The organism is Geodermatophilus sabuli (assembly GCF_010686765.1).
GTDB lineage: Bacteria > Actinomycetota > Actinomycetes > Mycobacteriales > Geodermatophilaceae > Geodermatophilus > Geodermatophilus sabuli_A.
Genome location: NZ_JAAGWF010000016.1, coordinates 1 through 20,152, shown reverse-complemented (window position 1 = coordinate 20,152; position 20,152 = coordinate 1). Strand labels below are relative to the sequence as shown.

Genomic DNA, 20,152 nt, shown 5'->3' with positions numbered 1-20,152 from the left:
TCCCACCGCGAGCCTGCGAGTGGTGGGGGGCAGCGGGGACCTCTTACTCGCAGGGGCCGGTCGCGACCGGCGCGGTGGCGGTCGTCCCGGTGCGGACCGCGTCGGCGACCTCGGCGTTGGTGAGGGCGTAGCCGGTCAGCGGGTCGTCGATGGCGGAGGCGAAGACGACCCCGATCACGTGGCCGGCCGGGTCGAACAGCGGCCCGCCGGAGTTGCCGGCCCGCACCTCGCCCCGCAGCGCGTACACGTCGCGGACCACCGTCTGGCTGTTGCGGAAGTCCGGGCCGCTGATGTCACCCCGGTCACGGACGCGGGCGGGGCCGACGAACAGCGGGCCGCCACCCGGGTAGCCCATGATGATCGCGTCGGCCCCCGAGTCCACCGGCACGGGCTCGATGGTCAGCGGCACCTGCGGCAGCCCCGGGACGGCGAGCACCGCGATGTCGGTCTCCTCGTCGACGTACACCGGCGTCGCGTCGTACTCCTCGCCCTCGGCGATGACGACCGGTGCACTGACCCCCGCCAGCACGTGGGCGTTGGTCATCACCCGGTCGTCGGCGTAGACGAAGCCCGAGCCGTCGATCTGCCGGGAGCAGGAGGGCGCGACCCCGCTGATCTTGACCACCGAGCCCTGCACCGACGCGACGACCGGACTGGACAGCAGCGCCTGGTCCGGCTCGGGCACGTCACGTACCTGCGTGGGCGTGAGCGGGTCGAGGACGTCGGGCAGTCCGCGCCGGTCGATCGCCTCGCGCAGCGAGTCGTACACGGCCCGGACGCCGGAGGGCACGCTGCGGTCGACGGCCTGCACCAGGGCCGACTGCCGCACCTGCCCGGCCACCTCGGGGAAGGGCGCCGTGGCCAGCGGGCTGGCGACCATCCACGCGACCAGCAGCACGGCGGCCGCCGAGAGCACCGCCCCGGCCACCGAGTCCACCATCTTGGCCGGCTCCCAGGTGACCCGGCGGCGTACCGTCCGGCCGATCGCGCCGGCCAGCACCTGACCCAGCAGCGCCCCGGCGAGCACGACGACCAGTGCGGCGAACACCCGGGCGACCGGCGAGCCGTCGACCCGGTCGGCGACCGGGCCGGAGAGCTGGGCGCCGAGGACCGCGCCGCCGAAGAAGCCGAAGAAGGAGGCGGCCGAGACGATGAGCCCCTGCCGGAAGCCGGAGAAGGCGAACGACAGCGCCAGCACGATGAGGACGAGGTCGACGATCGACACGGCCTGGCCTCAGCCGCTCACGGTCATGGTGCCGGTCTGACCGACCTGCAGGTGGAACGTGCAGTCGAAGGGGTGGTCGCCGGGCTGCGCGACGGTGAACTCGATGGTGCGGCTCTCACCCGGCGCCAGCAGCGTGATCTCCTCCACGATCGGCTCGGGTCCCGCGTCGGGCCGGAACCGGAGGTTGTGCACCATCTCCTCGGCGACGTTCTCCACGGTCAGCCGGACCCGCCCCGGCGCGACGGTGAAGGCGGCGGGGGTGAAGAGGTAGTCGTCCTGCGTCCGCACGGTGACCTCCTGGACGCCGTCGGGTGCCGTGGTCACCTCGCCCACCCCGGGCGGGGTCGCTGCCGCGGCCTGGCCCGCAGGATCCTCGCCGCCGCACCCGGTCAGCAGGACCAGCGCGGCGGCGACCACCGCTGCCGTAGTGCACGGGCCCCGTCCGGCGGCGCGCTGCGAGGCTGCGAGCGGTGAGGAGGACGGCGTCCTGCCGAGGATCGTTCTCCTTGTGCCGTTCATCGCGGGGGAACCGTACGCGTCGGCGGCCCGTCGGGCGGCGGGTCGGCGACCGTCGGCGCGGCGGCCTCCTCGTCGTCGGCGGGATCGAACGTGCCGGGCAGCAGCGGCCGCCGCCGGCCGAGCGCCGGCAGCGGCCGCACGTCGTCGGCGTCCCACGGCCGGGCCAGCCCGGCCGCCTCGAGGATGGCGTCGAGCAGCGCGGCGGTGAACCCCCAGACCACCATGCCGGCCACCTCGAAGGCGGGCCCGACGTAGCCGGCGGGGTGCCGGGTGCGGAACCGGTTGGCCGGGTCGGTCAGGTCCGCCAGCGGCACCCGCGCCACCCGGGCGACCTCCCGCGGGTCGCCGACGGTCACGTCCCGGGGGTCGTCCCACCAGCCCACCACCGGGACGACGAGGTTGTCGGAGGGGCCGAGGAACAGCTCCGGGAGGGTGGCGAGGACCCGGACGCCGTCGGGGTCGATGCCGGCCTCCTCCTCGGCCTCCCGCAGGGCCGTGCCCACCGGGTAGTCGTCGCCGGGGTCGACGCCGCCGCCCGGGAAGGCCGGCTGCCCCGCGTGGGTCCGCAGGTGCGCGGACTTCTCGATCAGCAGCACGTCGGCGCCGCGCGGCCCGTCGCCGAAGAGGATCAGCACCGCCGACCGGCGGGCCGTCGCGGTCGGCTTCGGCATGCGGTGGCGCAGCGGCAGGTCCTCCGCGGACTCCAGGAGCCGGTGCAGGTAGTCCGGCAATCCGTCGCCCGGTCGGGACGGGGAGCTCACAGCGTCACCCCCAGGTGCGTGGCCACCAGGCCCTCGAGCTCCTCGAGAGAGGTCACCGGCCGCAGCTGCAGGTGGGCGACGGAGCCGTCGGCGCGCAGCAGGTAGGTGTAGGGCAGGCCCCGCAGACCCTGCTCGATGGCCAGCTCCCCCTCCTCGTCGACGGCGGTGGGCATGGTGACCCCGGCGTCGGAGGCGAAGAAGATCCCGTTGTCGGCGACGTCCTGACTGACCAGCCCGACGACCCGCAGGCGTTCCCCGGCGGCGTCGGCCAGCTCCTGCACGACCGGCAGCTCCTCCCGGCAGGGCCCGCACCAGCTCGCCCACAGGTTGACCACCGTGGGCACCCCCTGCGCCCGGCCCAGCGCCAGCTCGCCACCGCCGAGACAGTCGAAGGTCAGGTCGGCCAGGAGCTCACCGCCCGAGGCCGGGGCGGCCGGCTGCTCGGTGCACGCCACCGTGGTGTTCTGGACGTCGGGCTCCGGCGGCGCCGCCGCCGTCCCGCCACCCTCGCCGTCCGAGCCGCAGCCGGCCAGGACGAGCGGGAGCAGCGTGACGGCCGCCCGGACGCGGGCGCTCATTCGGTGTCGGAGGCAGCCGGCGTCTTCACCAGCGCCAGCGCGGCCTCGGGCTCGGTGGGGCCGATGCCGTAGGACGGGCACCAGCTGGCCAGGCCGCACGCACCGCACGCCGCCTTCTTGGCGTGACAGACGCGCCGCCCGTGGAAGATCACCCGGTGGCTGAAGTCGGTCCACTCCCTCTTCGGGACGAGATCGGCCACCTCCGTCTCGACCTTGACCGGGTCCTCCTCCGCCGTCCAGCCGAACCGCCGCACCAGCCGGCCGAAGTGGGTGTCGACGGTCAGCCCGGGAACGCCGAAGGCGTTGCCGAGGACGACGTTGGCGGTCTTCCGGCCGACGCCCGGGAGCGTGACGAGGTCGGCCATCCGGCGGGGCACCTCGCCGTCGAACCGCTCGACCAGCGCCTGGCTCAGGCCCAGCACGGAGTTCGCCTTCGCCCGGAAGAAGCCGGTCGGCTTGAGGATCTCCTCGAGCCGGGTGCGGTCGGCGCCGGCGAGGGCGACCGCGTCGGGGTAGGTGGCGAACAGCGTCGGCGTCACCTTGTTGACCATCTTGTCCGTGGTCTGGGCCGACAGGACGGTGGCGACCAGCAGCTCGAACGGGGTGGTGAAGTCCAGCTCGCAGTGCGCGTCCGGGTGGATCACCGCCAGCTCGCGGGCCATCCGGCGGGCCCGGCGGGTGCGTGCCAACGGCGACTCGTCGGGGTCGAACGGGGAGCCGCCGCGGGCTGCGGCGCGTCGGGCACGCGGCGGGACGGGGCGGGCGTAGACCGGCGAGGACACGCGGTCGAGGGTAGGCCGACCTGCTGACCCTCCCCGGCCCGTGTCATCATCGCAGCCGCTCCGGTCCGGTGTCCCGGGCCGGGTACGGGGTACACAGGAGTGCACGCGGGCGCCGGCCGGTCCGGGCCCGCCCCCGACGACGTGGAGGAGGTGCCGTGGTCGCCCTCATCGTGATCTTGTTCCCGCCGCTGCTGATCGCGTTCCTGCTCGTCATGGAGCGCGTCGAGGAGCCGCTGCGGCGGCCCACCGGCCCGCGCGAGGTCGCCGAGTTCCTGTCCACCGCCAGCCCCGGTGAGGTGGACACCCTCGCCACCTCGGGCATCCGGCGGGCCATGACGCGGTGGCGCCGCCGGCGCGCGGACAGGGTGCAGCGCAGCGCCGAGCCACCCGTCGTCTGAGCACGCGGCACGACCGGCCGCTCCCCCGTTCGGGTCGAGGGGTCACCCACGCGAACGGGTGATGATCGGCACAGCCCCTTAGACTCTGTCCGGGACAGCGCCGCCGGACGTGGGCGCTGACCGGGGGCTGCCGGGCGTCGGCGTTCCCCTTGGATGTGCGAGAGGACGCGTAGTGGACGAGGTGCTGGCCCAGTCCGGGCTCTTCCAGGGGCAGTCGGAAGAGGCGGTGGAAACGGTCATCAGCCGTCTCGAGACGCTGAACCTCCCGCGCGGCCGGGTGGTCTTCAACGAGGGCGAACCGGGCGACAGCCTGTACATCGTCATGTCCGGCAAGATCAAGCTCTCCCGCCGCGCCCCCGACGGCCGCGAGAACGTGCTGGCCGTCATGGGTCCGTCGGACCAGTTCGGCGAGCTGTCGGTGTTCGACCCGGGGCCGCGCACCGCGACCGCGACCGCCGTCACCGACGTGAAGCTGGCGCGCATGCCGCAGTCGGTCATCCGGCCCTGGATCGAGGCGCACCCGGAGATCGGCGAGCAGCTGCTCCGGGTGCTGGCCCGACGGCTGCGCCGCACCAACGACTCGGTCGCCGACCTCATCTTCACCGACGTGCCCGGTCGCGTCGCCAAGGCGCTGCTGCAGATGGCCGACCGCTTCGGCAGCCGCGAGGGCGAGGGCCTGCGGGTCAAGCACGACCTCACGCAGGAGGAGCTGGCCCAGCTGGTGGGCGCGTCCCGCGAGACGGTCAACAAGGCACTGGCCGACTTCGTGCACCGCGGCTGGCTCCAGCTGCAGGGCAAGTCCGTCGTCGTCCTCGACGAGGAGCGCCTGCGCCGCCGAGCGCGCTGACATCGCGGTCCCACCGGACCGCACCGCGGCCAGGTGCCGTCCCCGGCTGCGCCGAGCGCCACCGTCGCTCCCGGCGGGGACCCTCCCGGCCCGCCACCGGGCTGGCCGCGGTGTGATCCGGAGGATCACGAAGGAAGCGGCACGACCAGTCGGATGCGGGTGCCGTCGGGCAGGATCGCCCAGCGGCCGTCGGGCTGGTCCTCGAACGTCGGACTGATCGCCTGCAGCGGCTCGGGCGGGGACTCGTCCAGCGCCTGCGCCACGTCGGCGAAGGACGCCAGCTGGCCGAGGGTGTGGATGGTCGGCGGCAGCATGGGCCGGGCCCCCGTGGCCAGCTGTGCCAGGGCGGCGGCCGGGGTGAGCCAGCTGGCCTCGTCGGCCTCGCCGGTCACGTGCCGCGCCTCCTGACCCACCGGCAGGGCCGCGGCGAAGAACTTCGTGTCGTAGCGGCGCCGCTCCTCCGGCGGGGTGACCCAGTGCGCGAACGGACGGAGCAGGTCCGAGCGCAGGGCCAGGCCGCGGTCGGCCAGCAGCTCGGCGAGCGACAGCTCGCGGCTGAGCAGGGCCTGCCGCTGGGCCTCCCAGTCGTCTCCGGTCACGTCCGGTACGACGTCCCCACCGTCGGCCGCCCCGGCCAGCAGGACGCCGGACTCCTCGAAGGTCTCCCGGACGGCGGCGCACACCAGCTCGCGGGCCAGCCGCTCGTCACAGCCGAAGGCCTCGGCCCAGCGCTCGGGCTCCGGGCCGACCCAGGCGGTCTGGACGTCACCGTCCCGTTCGTCGACGCCCCCGCCGGGATAGGCGGTCATGCCACCGGCGAACGGCATCCCCCTGGTCCGGCGCAGCAGGTACACCTCGAGGCCGGGCGTCCCGTCGCGCAGCAGGAGCACCGTCGCAGCCTGCCGGGGTGCGGTCACGCCCGCCGGACGCAGCAGGTGGACGCCGCAGGACGGCGACGCCGGCCGGAGGACGACGGCGTCATCCCCTCAGCTCCACCGTGAGCTCGACCTCGACCGGCGCACCCAGGGGCAGCTCGGCGACGCCGACGGCGCTGCGGGCGTGCCGGCCGAGGTCCCCGAAGATGCGGCCCAGCAGCTCGCTGGCCCCGTTCACCACCCGCGGCTGACCGGTGAAGCCCTCGGCGCTGGCCACGTAGCCCACCACGCGGACGATGCGGGCCACCTCGTCGAGGCCGACCAGGTCGTCGACCGCGGCCAGCGCGTTGAGGGCACACACCTTGGCGTCGTGCGCGGCGTCCTCCGGGTCGACCGAGCCGCCGACCTTGCCGGTGCGGCGCAGGCCGCCGTCGACGAACGGCAGCTGACCGGAGGTGAACACCAGCTGGCCGGTGCGGACGGCCGGCACGTACGCGGCCACGGGCGCCGCCACCGCCGGCAGCCGGATGCCCAGGTCGGCGAGGCGGGCGTGCCAGCTCTGGGCCTGCGGTGTCGTCATCGCCGTCGTCAGCCCGCCGGCCGCTTGAGGTAGGCGACCGGCTGGTCGGCGCCGCCGGGTCCCGGGAGCACGGTGACCAGCTCCCACCCGTCGACCCCCCAGGAGTCGAGGATCGCCTTGGTGTTGTGGATCAGCAGCGGGATGGTGGCGTACTCCCACCGGACGCGGGCCGGTTCGCTCATGGGCGCGACGCTAGCGCAGTGGGAAGACCTCCCCGATCCCCACCACGGGCGAGCTGGCGGGGGACCCTGCCGGCGGACCGGGCCGGGCCGCCTGTGACCGCGGGAGGCCCGCGCGGCCGGCGGCTCCTAGGCTGATCACCGTGAGCCCCGATCCCTTCCCCGTGCGCTGTCACGTCGTGACCGGGAAGGGCGGGACCGGGAAGACGACGGTCGCGGCCGCCCTCGCCCTCGCCCTCGCCGCGGACGGACGGTCGGTCCTGCTCATCGAGACCGAGGGCCGCCAGGGCATCGCGCAGCTGTTCGACACCCCGCCCCTGCCCTACGAGGAGCGCCGGGTGGCCGTCACCCGCGGCGGCGGCGAGGTCAAGGCGTTGGCGATCGACATCGAGGAGGCTCTCCTCGAGTACCTCGACATGTTCTACAACCTGAAGCGGGCCGGCCGGGCGCTGCGCAAGATGGGGGCCATCGACTTCGCCACGACCATCGCCCCGGGCCTGCGCGACGTGCTCGTCACCGGCAAGGTGAAGGAGTCGGTGACCCGCCGCCGGGACGGCCACCGGGTCTACGACGCCGTCGTCGTCGACGCGCCGCCGACCGGCCGGATCACCCGCTTCCTCAACGTGACCGGCGAGATGGCGGGGCTCGCGCGGTCCGGCCCGATCAAGACCCAGTCCGACGGCGTCATGGCGGTGCTGAAGTCGCCGCAGACGGCGGTCCACCTGGTCACGCTGCTCGAGGACATGCCGGTCCAGGAGACCGCCGACGCGATCGCCGAGCTCAGCGGCGCCGGGCTGCCCGTCGGCTCGGTGATCGTCAACATGGCCACCGAGCCGATGCTGCCGGAGGACTGCCTGGCCCGGGCCGCCGAGGGCGGCCTGACCGCGGCGGAGCTGGCCCCGGCCCTCGCCGCGGGGCACGTGCACGACGGGACGGCGCTGGCCGAGGCACTGGCCACCGAGGCGACCGAGCACGCGCGGCGCTGGGCCGCCCAGGACGAGCTGCGCGACGAGGTCGAGGCCCTCGGCCGGCCCACCGTGGAGCTGCCGCTGCTGCCCGGCCCCATCGACCTGGGCGCCCTCTTCGAGCTCGCCGGCCGGCTCGAGGACCACCTGCGGACCGAGGTCGCGGCATGAGCGGGGCTCCCCTGCCCGAGGAGGCCGCCCCCGCCGGGCCCGCTCCGCGACAGCACCACCGCCCCGCTCCGCACAGCGCGCCGCAGGCCCTGCCCCTCGATCTCGCCGACCTGATCACCAGCCGGGACACCCGGATCGTGGTCTGCTGCGGCGCCGGCGGCGTGGGCAAGACGACGACCTCGGCCGCGCTCGCGCTGGCCGCCGCGGAGGCCGGTCGCAGCGTCGTCGTCCTGACGATCGACCCGGCCCGCCGGCTGGCCCAGTCCCTGGGGCTGGTGGAGCTGGACAACGAGCCGCGGCGGGTCGACGTCCCCGGGGCCCCCGGTGAGCTGCACGCGATGATGCTGGACATGAAGCGCACGTTCGACGACATCGTCGTGGCGCACTCGACGCCCGAGCGGGCCGAGCAGATCCTGGAGAACCCGTTCTACGTGGCGCTGTCGTCGTCCTTCGCCGGTACCCAGGAGTACATGGCGATGGAGAAGCTGGGTCAGCTGCGCGCCAGCGAGCAGTGGGACCTGATCATCGTCGACACCCCGCCCTCGCGGTCGGCGCTGGACTTCCTCGACGCCCCCAACCGGATGAGCCGCTTCCTCGACGGCACGATGATCCGGCTGCTGACCGCTCCGGCACGTGCCGGAGGGCGGGCCGGCATGCGGTTCGTCAGCGCCGGCTTCCTGGTGTTCAGCCGGATCATCAGCAAGGTGCTGGGTGGGCAGCTGCTGCGCGACATCTCGGCCTTCGTCTCGGCCCTCGACACGATGTTCGGCGGCTTCCGGGAGCGCGCCACTGCCACCTACGAGCTGCTCCGCCGTCCGGGCACCTGGTTCCTCGTGGTGGCCACCCCGGAGCCCGACGCGCTGCGCGAGGCCTCGTACTTCGTCGACCGGCTCTCGGCCGAGGAGATGCCGCTGGCCGGCCTGGTGCTCAACCGCACCCACCCGCCGGCCACGACCGCACTCTCGGCCACGCGCGCCGACGGCGCCGCCGAGGAGGTGCTGGAGGCGGGGGGCGAGGGGGCGGAGCTGGCCGCCGGGGCGCTGCGGGTGCACGCCGAACGGATGACGCTGGCCGCCCGCGAGCAGCGCCTGGCCGACCGGTTCACCAGCGCCCACCCCGAGGTCGCCGTCCGCACCGTGCCGGCCGCCGCCGGGGACGTGCACGACCTCGACGGGCTGCGGGTCATGGCCGACGCGCTGACCGGGCCGGACGGCGACACGCCGACGGGAGTGCCCCGCACCCGGGTGCTGCCCGCGCGCCGTAGCTGAGCGCGGCGTCCCCGGCGCGGCGGGACGTACATTTGCTCGCGATGTCGACTCCCGCCCGTCCCCGCGCCCGGGTCCTCGCCCAGCTCGCCGCGACGATCCTGCTCGCCGGAGCCCTGCTCGCCGGCCTCATGCTGCCCTTCGTGGGCGGCACCGGCATGGCCGCGCGCAACTCCGCGTCCCTGCTCGACGCACTGCCGGTGGAACTCACCGACAAGGCGCCGGCCGGCAACACCCGCGTGCTCGCCGCCGACGGGTCGCTGATCACGCACTTCTACCGGAACAACCGGACGCCGGTGCAGCCCGACCAGATCGCCGAGGTGATGAAGCGGGCGCTGGTCGACATCGAGGACTCGCGCTTCTACGAGCACAACGGCCTGGACGTGCAGGGCACGCTGCGCGCGCTGGTGACCAACGTGGCGGCCGGCGCGGTGCGCGAGGGCGGATCGACGCTGACCCAGCAGCTGGTCAAGCAGACCCTGGTGGAGACCGCGGCCACCCCCGAGGAGCGGCAGGCCGCCACCGAGGAGAGCCTGGGGCGCAAGCTCAAGGAGGCCCGCCTCGCGCTGGCCCTCGAGGAGACCTACTCCAAGGACGAGATCCTCACCCGGTACCTCAACATCGTGTACTTCGGGCAGGGCGCCTACGGCATCCAGGCCGCCGCCCAGAAGTACTTCAGCGTCAACGCCGCCGACCTGACCCTGCCCCAGGCGGCGATGCTGGCCGGCCTGGTGCAGAGCCCGGCCAACGACGACCCGATCACCAACCCGGAGAACGCCCAGGTGCGGCGCAACCAGGTCCTCCAGCGGATGTTCGACCTGGGCCACATCTCGGAGCAGGAGCTCACCGAGATCTCTCCCGCGCCCGTCGCCGTCCAGGAGGGCGTCGCCCCGGCCAACGGCTGCGTGAACGCCTCGATCGGCGGGTTCTTCTGCGCCTACCTGCAGCAGTACCTGGTCGGGGAGCTCGGGATCAGCCAGGACACCCTGGACAACGGCGGGCTGACCATCCAGACCACGATCCGCCCGGACATGCAGGCCGCCGGTGACCAGGCGGTGCTCAACACGCTGGCGATGGGTGACTCCCTGGCCGGCATGTACACCGCCATCGAGCCCGGCACCGGCCACGTGCTGGCGATGAGCGTCAACCGGCAGTACGGCTGCAACGACCCGGCCGTCTGCGAGTCGGTGGTCCTCAACACCGCCCACAGCCAGGGGTCGGGCTCGACCTACAAGACGTTCGTGGCCGCCGCGGCGCTGGCCGAGGGCTACTCGCAGTTCTTCACCCTCACCACCGGCGACCCCTACGTGTCCCGCGTGTACAAGGACGGCCGCGCGCCCTACGACGTCCAGAACGCCGGCAACTACCCGGCCACGCTGGACATGGAGCGGGCGCTCTACATGTCCTCCAACACCTACTTCCTCGCCCTCGAGGACGCCCTGGGCAGCGTCGAGAAGCCGGTGCGCATGGCCGAGGCCATGGGCATGGACTTCGTCAGCCCGCCCGGCGACCAGATCGTCGAGGAGAACAACGGGTCGTTCACCTTCGGTCCGTACCCGACCAGCCCGCTGGACCTGGCCGAGGCCTACGCCACGCTGGCGGCCAACGGCACCCAGTGCGACCCGACGCCGGTCACCGCGGTGCTCGACCGCGATGGCGAGCCCCTCACCGACGACGACGGGAAGCCGGTCGTCACCGGGGACACCTGCACGCCGCAGGCCATCCCGCCGGGTGTGGCCAGCACGCTCAACCAGATGCTGCGCAAGGACGTGGAGCCCGGCTTCTCCGGTCAGACGGCGTCGCGCGCCTACGTGCCGGGCCACCAGATCGCCGGCAAGACCGGGACCTCCCAGAGCAACTTCTCGGTGGCCTTCGTCGGCTACACGCCGCAGTACGCCGCGAGCGTGATGGTGCTCAACCCCAAGGAGAACCAGAACGTCGGGGGCTTCGGTGGCGGCAAGGGAGCCACCATCTGGAACGACGCGATGACGCCCATCCTGGCCGGCCAGCCGATGGTGCCCTTCGCGCCGGCCGACCCCGCCATCCAGAACGGCAACACGCGCGAGGTGCCCGCCTGCTCGTCGGAGAGCGACTGCCAGTCGGCGCTGCAGGCCGCCGGCCTGCGCAGCACGGTCGTCGCGGTCGACAGCGACCAGCCGGCCGGCACGGTCCTCGGCACGGACCCCGGTGCCGGTGGCCGGGCGGTGCCCGAGCAGGTGGTGAACGTCCTGGTGAGCAACGGCTCGGCCGCCCCGGCCGGCGGCGCCGGTGCGATCCCGGCCGGCGGCGCCGGTGGCACCCCGGCCGACCAGGCGCCGCCCCCGGAGGGCGCCCTCCCTGGAGGCCCCGCCGGCAACTGAGCCGTCCGGCCGCTGGTCGACCGAGCCGCTCAGGGCGGGGCGGACCAGCTCACGTCGCAGACCACGGCGCGGTGGTCCGACGGCGTGACGCCGTCCACCGGGTCGCCCGCGAGCACGGCGGAGCGCACGTCCACCACCTGCCCGGCCCGGCCGGGACGCAGCAGGACGTGGTCGATGCGCTTGCCGAGTTGCGCCTCCCCCGACTCCTCCGGCGCGGTGACGGCCCCGTGTCCGCCCCCACCGGCCGTCCAGGCGTCGGTGAGCACGGCGGCCAGCGGCTCGAGCACCGGGTCGTCGACAGCGGCGTTGAGGTCCCCGGCCACGACCACGGGCAACGGGCCGTCGAGGGCCGGGTCGGTCGCCAGCCCCGCGAGGAAGCGAGCCTGCGCCACCCGGTCCTCGTCGTGCCCCGGGTCGTACTCCAGGCACGCCACGACCACGTGCAGCGGACCGTCCGGGTGCGCCACGCTGACCAGCAGCGCCACCGGGGCCTCGGTGCCGGGCCGCGCGGGCAGCGGCAGTGGCCGGACCGTCCGCACCGGCCAGCGGCTGAGCAGCCCGATCCCCAGCGCCACGTCGGCGTGCTCGTCCGGGCGCGGCGCGTCGGCGACGAGGGGGTAGGAGGGCTCGGCGAACGCGGCGTGCAGCCCCAGCGCCCGGGCGAGCTCGTCGGCCTGGGTGGTCGACGCCGTCCCCCACACCTCCTGCAGGGCCACCACGTCGGCGTCCAGGTCCCTGAGCGTCTCGACGACGGCCGGCTGCCGTTCCCGCCAGCGCTCCCCGAACCGCCACCAGACGTTCCAGGTGACCACGCGCAGCCGGCCGGACCGGATCGCCATCAGGTCACCCGAGCTGGCGGCGGACCTCGGCGGCGACCCGCCCACCCTCGGCCCGCCCGGCGACCGCGCCCTGCACCGCACCCATGACCCGGCCCATGTCCTTCATGCCCGAGGCGCCGGTACGGGTGACCGCGTCGGCGACGAGGGCGGCCAGGTCGGCGTCCTCGAGCTGCGCGGGCAGGTAGCCGGCGACGACCTCGCCCTCGGCCCGCTCACGCTCGGCCTGTTCGGCGCGGCCGGCCGCGGCGAAGGCGTCGGCGGCCTCCCGGCGCTTCTTGGCCTCCCGGCGCAGCACCGCCTGCACCTCGTCGTCGTCGAGCGTGCGGGCCTCCTTGCCCGACACCTCCTCCGCGCTGACGGCGGCGAGCACCATCCGCAGCGTCGCGGTGCGGAGCTCGTCGCGCGCCTTCATCGCGGTGGTCAGATCGGCACGCAACTGGTCCTTGAGGTCGGGCACGCCGTCCAGCCTGACACGGCGGCCGGGGCCGCCGCGCCCGTACCCTGGACCATCGTGCGCGTGACCACAGCCCTGGCCTCCGTCGTCGCCTCGGGGACCGCGGGGATCGCCTACGCCTCGCTCTACGAGCGCAACCGGTGGACGTTGCGCCGTTTCGACGTCCCGGTGCTGGCCCCGGGGTCGGCGCCGCTGCGGATCCTGCACCTCTCCGACCTGCACATGACCGCGGCGCAACGGTCCAAGCAGGAGTGGGTGGCGGGGCTGGCCGCCCTCCAGCCGGACCTGGTCGTGGACACCGGGGACAACCTCGCCGGCCACGACGCCGTCCCGGGCACGCTGCGGGCCCTGGAGCCGCTGCTGGACCTGCCCGGCGCGTTCGTGCTCGCCAGCAACGACTACTACGCCCCCCGGCCGAAGAACCCCCTCAAGTACTTCAAGCGGGACCACAAGCGGGTGCACGGCGACCCGCTGCCCTGGCGCGACCTGCGCGCCGGCCTGACCGGCCGCGGCTGGCTGGACCTCACCAACCGGTCGGGGGAGCTGGTCGTGCGCGGGCAGCGGATCTCCTTCGCCGGGGTCGACGACTCCCACCTGAGGCGGGACCGCTACGACCTCGTCGCCGGGCGCGCCGACGCCGGCGCGGACCTCCGGATCGGGCTGGCGCACTCCCCCGAGCCGCGGGTGCTCGACCGTTTCGCCGAGGACGGCTACGACCTGCTGCTGTGCGGCCACACCCACGGCGGGCAGCTGCGCGTGCCGTTCTACGGCGCCCTGGTGACCAACTGCGGCATCGACCGGGACCGAGTGCGCTGGCTGCACCGCTGGGCCGAGCCGGCCCCGCACCGGCCGGCCGGCACCTGGTTGCACATCTCGGCCGGGCTCGGCACGAGTCCCTACGCGCCCGCCCGGTTCGCCTGTCCGCCGGAGGCGACCCTGCTCACCCTGACCGGACGGGCCCCTGCGCCCCCCACCGCAGGCGAGCCCGGAGCGGACCCTGCGGAGGGGCGACTGGAGACGGGGAGCTAGACTCCTCCAGGACCTCGGGGTGTGGCGCAGCTTGGTAGCGCGCGTCGTTCGGGACGACGAGGCCGCAGGTTCAAATCCTGTCACCCCGACTCCGCTCAGGGGCCGCCGCGAGGCGGCCCCTGAGCCGTTCCGGGGTCCGCCGACGCCGGCCGTGGGGCTCCCCACGCCGCTGCGGGGGTTCGCCGATGCCCAGCGGGGGCACCGCAGCAGGGATGACCGAGTGGTTGCTCCTCCTCGCCGCCGTGGCGCTCACCGCGCTCACCGGCTTCTTCGTCGCCGCTGAGTTCGCCCTGACGACGGTCGACCGCGGCCGGGCGGAGGAGGCGGCGCGGGCCGGTGACCGGCGGGCCGGCGGGGTGGTGCAGGCGCTGCGGTCGCTGTCCACCCAGCTGTCGGCGGCCCAGCTGGGCATCACGCTCACCACCCTCGTCGTCGGCTACCTCGCCGAGCCCGCGCTGGGCCAGCTGCTCCGCGGGCCACTGGAGGCGCTGGGGCTGCCCGCCGGCGCGGTCACCGGGGTGTCCTACGGGCTGGCCCTCGCCCTGGCGACCGTCCTGCAGATGCTGCTCGGCGAGCTCGGCCCCAAGAACCTGGCCATCGCGAACCCGCTCGCCGTCGCCGCCGTCGTCGCCCCGGGGATGCGCGCCTTCACCCGCGTCTTCGGGGTGGTGGTGCGCGGGCTGCAGGCGGTGGCCAACGCGATCGTCCGCCGGCTGGGCATCGAGCCGCGGGAGGAGCTGGACTCCTCCCGGGGTGCCGAGGAGCTCGCCGCCGTGGCCCGCCGGTCGGCCGAGGAGGGGGACCTGTCCCCCGTCGCCGCGCGGCTGCTCCAGCGTTCGCTGAGCCTCCGGCAGAAGTACGCCACCGACGTCATGACGCCGCGGACCCGGCTGTGGACCCTGCGGGCCAGTGCCACCGCCGCTGACGTCATCGCCGCGGCCGTCGAGTCGGGCAACTCCCGCTTCCCGGTGTACGGCTCGGACCTGGACGAGGTGACCGGCGTGGTGCACGTCAAGCACGCCGTCGCCGTTCCGGAGGCCGAACGGCGCACCCGGACCGCCGGTGAACTGGCCGCCCCCGTCCTCGCCGTCCCGTCGTCCCTCCAGCTGGAGCGGCTGCTGGACCTGCTCCGGGAGCAGGGGCTGCAGATCGCCCTCGTCGTGGACGAGTGGGGCGCCACGCACGGCGTGGTGACCCTGGAGGACATCGTGGAGGAGCTGGTCGGGGAGATCTCCGACGAGACCGACCGCCCGCTGCGCACGCTGCGTCAGCAGTCCGACGAGACCTGGTTGCTCTCGGGGCTGCTGCGGCCCGACGAGGTGCGCGACCGCACCGGCGTGCCGGTGCCCGAGGGCCGCTACGAGACGCTGGCGGGGTTCCTCGCAGACCGGCTGCAGCGGCTGCCCGCCGTGGGTGACCGGGTCGAGCTGGAGGGGGCTGCGCTGACCGTGGAGACGCTGGACGGCCGGCGGGTGGCGCGGGTGCGCGCCGAGCTGGTGGAGGTCCCCGCGGAGACCGAGGAGGTGGCGGCATGAGCGACGTCGTCAGCCTGCTGGTCCTGGTGGCCCTGCTGCTGGGCAACGCGTTCTTCGTGGCGGCGGAGTTCGCCCTCGTCTCCGCCCGCGTCGACCAGCTCGAGCCCCGTGCCGACGCGGGCTCCGCCCGGGCGCGGAAGACGCTGATGGCCATGCGCAACGTGTCGCAGATGATGGCCGGCGCCCAGCTGGGCATCACCCTGTGCTCCCTCGGCCTGGGTGCGGTGGGCGAGCCGGCGGTGGCCCACCTCATCGAGGCGCCGATGGCCGCCCTGGGCGTGCCGGAGGGGCTGCTGCACCCGATCGCCCTGGTCATCGCCTTGTCCATCGTGACCGTGCTGCACATGGTGCTCGGCGAGATGGTGCCCAAGAACATCACCATCGCCGGCCCCGACCGGGCGGCGATGGTGCTGGGGCCTGCCCTGGCGGCGTTCGTCCGCGTGCTCAGGCCGGTGATCTGGTTCTTCAACACCGTGGCGAACGCCTTCGTCCGGCTCTTCGGGGTCCAGCCGACCGACGAGGTGACGGCGAGCTTCGACGAGGCCGAGATCCGCTCGATGATCACCCAGTCCCGGGACGAGGGCCGGCTCGGCACCGAGGTGAGCGAGCTGGCCGCCGGGGCACTGATGTTCGAGCAGCACGACATCGACTCGGTGCTGCTGCCCATGGCGGACGTGGTGACCGTGCCGCGGTCCACGACCCCGCGGCAGCTCGAGGCGGCCGTCGCCGAGTACGGCTTCAGCCGCTACCCGGTCACCGACGCCGACGGCGGGCTGGTCGGCTACGTCCACGTCAAGGACGTGCTCGGGGTGGACGGCGACGCCCGCGACCGGCCGATCGACGACGCGCTCGTCACCCCGCTGGTGCCGCTGCCCCCCGACGCCCCGCTGCCCGAGGTGCTGTCGGAGATGCGGGTCCAGGGCGCCCACCTGGGCCGGGTCGTCCGGGACGGCCGCACCGTCGGCGTGGTCGCCCTGGAGGACGTGCTCGAACAGCTCATCGGCGACGTGCGCGACGCCTCGGTCGACCGGTCCGCCCTGACCACCGAGGCGGGTGCCGGCGCCGGGGGAAGATGAGCAGGTGACCGCCCAGCCCACGCCGTCCCCCGCACCCGCCGCCGACGCGGGCGTGATCGTCCCCGACAGCCCGACGCCGTACGCCGCGGCACTGCCGGCCGAGGTCACCGCGCGGTGGCAGGCGCGGTTCCGCGCACCGCGGGTCAGCCTCCCCGACTGGGCGCTGGAGGCACCGCACCGCTGCCTGTACTCCTCCGACGTCAGCGGCGTGGTCGAGCTCTACGCCTGGGACCGGTCGACCGACGTCCACCGGCAGGTCACCGACCGCGCCAACGGGACGCTGATCGGCACGCTGAGCCCCGACGGCGAGACGATCTGGTGGTTCGCCGACACCGACGGCGACGAGTTCGGCGTCTGGATGGTGCAGCCGTTCGCCGGCGGTGAGGACCGCGTCGCCGTCCCCGCGGTGGAGCCGGCCTACCCGGCGGGACTCGAGGTGGGCAGCGCGGTGGTCGCCGTCGGCCGCTCGACCGACGACGGCAGCGAGCTGTGGCTGGCCCCGCGGGACGGCGATCCCCGGGTGGTCTACCGGCACGAGGACCCGGCCTCGGTCGACGCGCTGACCCGCGACGAGGACCTGCTGGTCATCTCGCACTCCGAGCACGGCGACCCCCGCTACCCCGCGCTCCGCGTGCTGCGGACCGGCGACGACGCGGTCGTGGCCGAGAAGTGGGACGGCGAGGGCCGGGGGCTGCACGCGCTGGAGTTCGCCCCGCTCCCCGGGGACCGGCGGCTGCTGGTCGGGCACGAGCGCCGCGGGCGCGAGGAGCTGCTGGTCTGGGACGTCGGCACCGACAGCGAGACCGAGCTGGTCCTCGACCTGCCCGGCGACGTGACCGCCGGCTGGTACCCCGACGGCTCGGCGCTGCTGGTCGGGCACGACCACGCCGCCCGGAGCGAGCTGTACCGCTACGACCTGGCCACCGGGGCGCTGGAGCAGCTGGACACCCCGCGCGGCGTCGTCCGCGGAGCCACCGCCCGCCCGGACGGCACGGTGGAGCTCGCCTGGTCCAACGCCGAGCTCCCGCCGGTGATCCGCCGGGCCGACGGGCCGGTGGTCCTGGCCGCGCCCGGTGAGGAGCCGCCGGCGGCCTACCCGGTCGAGGACCGGTGGGTGGCGGGGCCCGGCGGCGACGTGCACGCGCTGCTCGTCCGCCCGGCCGGGGAGGGACCGTACGCGACGGCGTTCCTCGTGCACGGCGGTCCGGAGTCCGCCGACGACGACTCCTACCGCGCCCGCCGGGCGGCCTACGTGGACGCCGGGTACGCGGTCGTGCACGTGAACTACCGGGGCTCGACCGGCTACGGCAGCGCCTGGCGGGACGCGCTCACCGGCCGGCCCGGCCTGACCGAGCTCGAGGACGTCGCCGCGGTGTACGACGCGCTGGTCGCCGAGGGCGTGGTCGACCCGCGGCGGGCGATCATCTCCGGCGGCTCCTGGGGCGGCTTCCTCACCCTGCTGGCCCTCGGCACCCAGGCCGAGCGCTGGGCGGCCGGGATCGCGGAGGTGCCGGTGGCGGACTACCTGGCCGCCTACGAGGACGAGATGGAGGGGCTGCGGGCCTACGACCGCGCCCTGTTCGGCGGCTCACCGGAGGAGGTGCGCGACGTGTACGTGCGCTCCTCCCCCATCACCTACGTCGACGCGGTGGCCGCGCCGGTGCTCGTGGTGGCCGGCGCGAACGACCCGCGGTGCCCGATCCGGCAGATCGACAACTACCTGGCGCGGCTCGAGGACCTCGGCAAGCCGCACGAGGTGTACCGGTTCGACGCCGGCCACGGCTCCCTGGTCATCGAGGAGACCATCCGCCAGGTCGAGGTCGCCCTCTCCTTCGCCCTCCGCCACGTCCACCCCTGAGGCGGCAGGGGACTTCCGGCGCCGGGAGTCCCGCCCTCCGCGTGACGGCCCCGGCCGACCGGACTTCCGGCGCCGGGAGTCCCGCCCTCCGCGTGACGGCCCCGGCCGACCGGACTTCCGGCGCCGGGAGTCCCTAGCGGTTGGCCAGGATCAACTCGGCGATCTGGACGGTGTTGAGCGCCGCGCCCTTGCGGAGGTTGTCGTTGCTGACGAAGAGGGCGAGGCCGCGGCCGTCGTCCACGCCCGGGTCCTGCCGGATGCGGCCGACGTAGCTCGGGTCCCGTCCGGCGGCCTGCTGGGGCGTGGGCACGGTCGTCAGCTCGACCCCCGGCGCGGCGGCGAGCAGCTCGGTGGCCCGTTCCACCGACACGGGACGGGCGAACTCGACGTTGAGCGACAGCGAGTGCCCGGTGAAGACCGGCACCCGCACACAGGTGCCCGAGACGCGCAGGTCCGGGATGCCGAGGATCTTGCGGCTCTCGTTGCGGAGCTTCTGCTCCTCGTCGGTCTCGAACGTGCCGTCGTCGACCAGCGACCCGGCCAACGGCAGCACGTTGAACGCGATCGGCCGCACGTACTTCACCGGCTCGGGGAACGCGACCGCGGAGCCGTCGTGGGTCAGCTCGGCGGCCTTGTCGACGACCGCCTTCACCTGGGTGTCGAGCTCCTCGACGCCGGCCAGCCCGCTGCCCGACACCGCCTGGTAGGTGCTGGCCACGATGCGCACCAGCTCGGCCTCGTCGTGCAGCGGCTTGAGCACCGGCATCGCGGCCATCGTGGTGCAGTTCGGGTTGGCGATGATGCCCGTGCGCATCTCGGCGAGGGCGTGCGGGTTGACCTCGGCGACGATCAGCGGGACGTCGGGGTCGCGACGCCAGGCCGAGCTGTTGTCGATGACGGTCACCCCGGCCTCGGCGAACCGCGGCGCCTGCACCCGCGAGGTGGTCGCGCCCGCGGAGAACAGCGCGACGTCGAGCCCCGTGGGGTCGGCGGTGGCGGCGTCCTCGACGGTGATCTCGCCGTCGGCCCACGGCAGCGTGCTGCCGGCCGAGCGCGCGGAGGCGAAGAAGCGCAGCTCGCTGATCGGGAAGTCCCGCTCGGCGAGGATCTCGCGCATGACGGTGCCGACCTGGCCGGTCGCACCGACGACGCCGACGCGAAGTCCTTCTGACGTGCTCATCGTCCGGTCCCTCCGTAGACGACGGCCTCGACGTCGGAGCCGAGGTCGAACGCGTCGTGCACCGCGCGGACGGCGATGTCGACGTCGGTGTCGCGGCAGACCACGGAGATGCGGATCTCCGAGGTGCTGATCAGCTCCAGGTTGACGCCGGCGTCCGCGAGCGCGCCGAAGAACTTCGCGGAGACGCCGGGGTGCGAGCGCATGCCGGCGCCGACCAGCGACACCTTGCCGATGTGCTGGTCGAAGCTGACGTCGGTGTAGCCGACGGTGTGCTTGACCTTCTCCAGCGCCGCGATGGCCGCCGGACCGTCGCTCTTGGGCAGCGTGAAGGAGATGTCGGCGAGCTTGCTGGCCTCGGCCGACACGTTCTGCACGATCATGTCGATGTTGACCTCCGCGTCGGCGAGGACGCGGAAGAGCTGCGCGGCCTCCCCGGGGCGGTCGGGCACCCCGAACACGGTGATCTTGCCTTCGGAGCGGTCGTGCGCGACGCCCGTGATGATCGCCTGTTCCACCGGGAGGTCCTCCATCGAGCCGGCCACGATCGTGCCGGGGAGCTGGGAGTAGGAGCTGCGGACGTGCACGGGGATGCCGTAGCGGCGGGCGTACTCGACGCAGCGGAGCATGAGCACCTTCGCGCCGGAGGCGGCCAGCTCGAGCATCTCCTCGTAGGTCA

At 74.3% G+C, this 20,152-nt stretch carries 21 protein-coding genes and 1 tRNA gene; 10 read left to right on the top strand and 12 right to left on the bottom strand.

Annotation, left to right across the window (positions count from 1 at the left end):
• Positions 1-43: 43 nt before the first annotated feature.
• The 5 genes from GCU56_RS14945 to nth all read right to left on the bottom strand — a co-directional run bounded on the left by GCU56_RS14945 (position 44) and on the right by nth (position 3,865).
• Complete coding sequence (locus GCU56_RS14945) at positions 44-1,225, bottom strand: MarP family serine protease (RefSeq protein WP_163482540.1); 1,182 nt, start codon at positions 1,223-1,225, stop codon at positions 44-46.
• Positions 1,226-1,234: 9 nt separating this feature from the next.
• Positions 1,235-1,549 (bottom strand): plastocyanin/azurin family copper-binding protein, encoded by a 315-nt coding sequence (locus GCU56_RS14940; protein ID WP_345771856.1) that lies wholly within the window; start codon positions 1,547-1,549, stop codon positions 1,235-1,237.
• A gap of 191 nt (positions 1,550-1,740) precedes the next feature.
• Positions 1,741-2,505: an NUDIX domain-containing protein gene (locus GCU56_RS14935; RefSeq protein ID WP_163482538.1), complete on the bottom strand. Its 765-nt coding sequence runs from the start codon at positions 2,503-2,505 to the stop codon at positions 1,741-1,743.
• Positions 2,502-3,083, bottom strand: coding sequence for a TlpA family protein disulfide reductase (locus tag GCU56_RS14930; RefSeq protein ID WP_163482537.1), 582 nt, complete (start codon positions 3,081-3,083; stop codon positions 2,502-2,504). Before GCU56_RS14930 ends, GCU56_RS14935 begins: the two co-directional genes overlap by 4 nt.
• Positions 3,080-3,865: an endonuclease III gene (gene nth / locus GCU56_RS14925; RefSeq protein WP_345771855.1), complete on the bottom strand. Its 786-nt coding sequence runs from the start codon at positions 3,863-3,865 to the stop codon at positions 3,080-3,082. The genes GCU56_RS14930 and nth overlap by 4 nt, the downstream gene beginning before the upstream one ends.
• A 155-nt stretch (positions 3,866-4,020) precedes the next feature.
• On the opposite strand from nth, the gene GCU56_RS14920 reads away from it, so the two are divergent.
• Together GCU56_RS14920 and GCU56_RS14915 are read left to right on the top strand one after the other, a co-directional pair.
• Positions 4,021-4,263, top strand: a complete 243-nt coding sequence (locus GCU56_RS14920; protein WP_163482536.1) for a hypothetical protein — start codon at positions 4,021-4,023, stop codon at positions 4,261-4,263.
• 172 nt (positions 4,264-4,435) lie between these two features.
• Positions 4,436-5,110 (top strand): cyclic nucleotide-binding domain-containing protein, encoded by a 675-nt coding sequence (locus GCU56_RS14915; RefSeq protein ID WP_163482535.1) that lies wholly within the window; start codon positions 4,436-4,438, stop codon positions 5,108-5,110.
• Between the two features lie 125 nt (positions 5,111-5,235).
• Here GCU56_RS14915 and GCU56_RS14910 read toward each other — a convergent pair whose 3' ends face one another.
• The 3 genes from GCU56_RS14910 to GCU56_RS23485 form a co-directional block, all read right to left on the bottom strand.
• On the bottom strand, positions 5,236-6,000 hold the full coding sequence (locus tag GCU56_RS14910; RefSeq protein WP_345771854.1) for an NUDIX hydrolase: 765 nt from the start codon (positions 5,998-6,000) through the stop codon (positions 5,236-5,238).
• A gap of 88 nt (positions 6,001-6,088) precedes the next feature.
• Entirely contained in the window at positions 6,089-6,565 is a 477-nt protein-coding gene (locus GCU56_RS14905; RefSeq protein ID WP_163482533.1) for a RidA family protein, read from the bottom strand.
• Between the two features lie 8 nt (positions 6,566-6,573).
• Positions 6,574-6,747 (bottom strand): hypothetical protein, encoded by a 174-nt coding sequence (locus GCU56_RS23485; protein WP_089306094.1) that lies wholly within the window; start codon positions 6,745-6,747, stop codon positions 6,574-6,576.
• A 140-nt stretch (positions 6,748-6,887) separates the two neighbouring features.
• Between GCU56_RS23485 and GCU56_RS14900 the strand changes: the two genes are divergently transcribed.
• Genes GCU56_RS14900 through GCU56_RS14890 form a run of 3 tightly spaced genes read left to right on the top strand, consistent with a single transcriptional unit; the run spans position 6,888 to position 11,505 of the window.
• Positions 6,888-7,880 carry an ArsA-related P-loop ATPase gene (locus GCU56_RS14900; RefSeq protein WP_163482532.1) on the top strand — a complete coding sequence of 331 codons (993 nt, stop codon included), beginning with the start codon at positions 6,888-6,890 and terminating at the stop codon, positions 7,878-7,880.
• Positions 7,877-9,148 (top strand): ArsA family ATPase, encoded by a 1,272-nt coding sequence (locus GCU56_RS14895; protein WP_239522332.1) that lies wholly within the window; start codon positions 7,877-7,879, stop codon positions 9,146-9,148. The genes GCU56_RS14900 and GCU56_RS14895 overlap by 4 nt, the downstream gene beginning before the upstream one ends.
• Positions 9,149-9,189: 41 nt before the next feature.
• Positions 9,190-11,505, top strand: coding sequence for a penicillin-binding protein (locus tag GCU56_RS14890; protein WP_163482531.1), 2,316 nt, complete (start codon positions 9,190-9,192; stop codon positions 11,503-11,505).
• A gap of 29 nt (positions 11,506-11,534) precedes the next feature.
• Here GCU56_RS14890 and GCU56_RS14885 read toward each other — a convergent pair whose 3' ends face one another.
• Both GCU56_RS14885 and GCU56_RS14880 read right to left on the bottom strand, forming a co-directional pair.
• Positions 11,535-12,344 carry an endonuclease/exonuclease/phosphatase family protein gene (locus tag GCU56_RS14885; protein ID WP_163482530.1) on the bottom strand — a complete coding sequence of 270 codons (810 nt, stop codon included), beginning with the start codon at positions 12,342-12,344 and terminating at the stop codon, positions 11,535-11,537.
• 4 nt (positions 12,345-12,348) lie between these two features.
• Positions 12,349-12,801 (bottom strand): GatB/YqeY domain-containing protein, encoded by a 453-nt coding sequence (locus GCU56_RS14880; RefSeq protein ID WP_163482529.1) that lies wholly within the window; start codon positions 12,799-12,801, stop codon positions 12,349-12,351.
• Between the two features lie 60 nt (positions 12,802-12,861).
• On the opposite strand from GCU56_RS14880, the gene GCU56_RS14875 reads away from it, so the two are divergent.
• The 5 genes from GCU56_RS14875 (at position 12,862) to GCU56_RS14855 (ending at position 18,296) form a co-directional block, all read left to right on the top strand.
• Positions 12,862-13,827 carry a metallophosphoesterase gene (locus GCU56_RS14875; RefSeq protein ID WP_345771853.1) on the top strand — a complete coding sequence of 322 codons (966 nt, stop codon included), beginning with the start codon at positions 12,862-12,864 and terminating at the stop codon, positions 13,825-13,827.
• Positions 13,828-13,842: 15 nt separating this feature from the next.
• Positions 13,843-13,916, top strand: a tRNA-Pro gene (locus tag GCU56_RS14870).
• 123 nt (positions 13,917-14,039) lie between these two features.
• The gene (locus GCU56_RS14865) at positions 14,040-15,362 is read left to right on the top strand and encodes a hemolysin family protein (protein WP_163482527.1); all 1,323 of its coding nucleotides are present in this window, start codon (positions 14,040-14,042) and stop codon (positions 15,360-15,362) included.
• Positions 15,359-16,438, top strand: a complete 1,080-nt coding sequence (locus GCU56_RS14860; RefSeq protein ID WP_163482526.1) for a hemolysin family protein — start codon at positions 15,359-15,361, stop codon at positions 16,436-16,438. Before GCU56_RS14865 ends, GCU56_RS14860 begins: the two co-directional genes overlap by 4 nt.
• Before the next feature lie 4 nt (positions 16,439-16,442).
• Entirely contained in the window at positions 16,443-18,296 is a 1,854-nt protein-coding gene (locus GCU56_RS14855; RefSeq protein ID WP_345771852.1) for a S9 family peptidase, read from the top strand.
• A 133-nt stretch (positions 18,297-18,429) separates the two neighbouring features.
• Here GCU56_RS14855 and GCU56_RS14850 read toward each other — a convergent pair whose 3' ends face one another.
• Positions 18,430-19,476 (bottom strand): aspartate-semialdehyde dehydrogenase, encoded by a 1,047-nt coding sequence (locus tag GCU56_RS14850; protein WP_163482525.1) that lies wholly within the window; start codon positions 19,474-19,476, stop codon positions 18,430-18,432.
• The coding region (locus tag GCU56_RS14845; protein ID WP_163482524.1) for an aspartate kinase at positions 19,473-20,152 on the bottom strand (680 nt) is incomplete at its 5' end. The genes GCU56_RS14850 and GCU56_RS14845, both read right to left, overlap by 4 nt.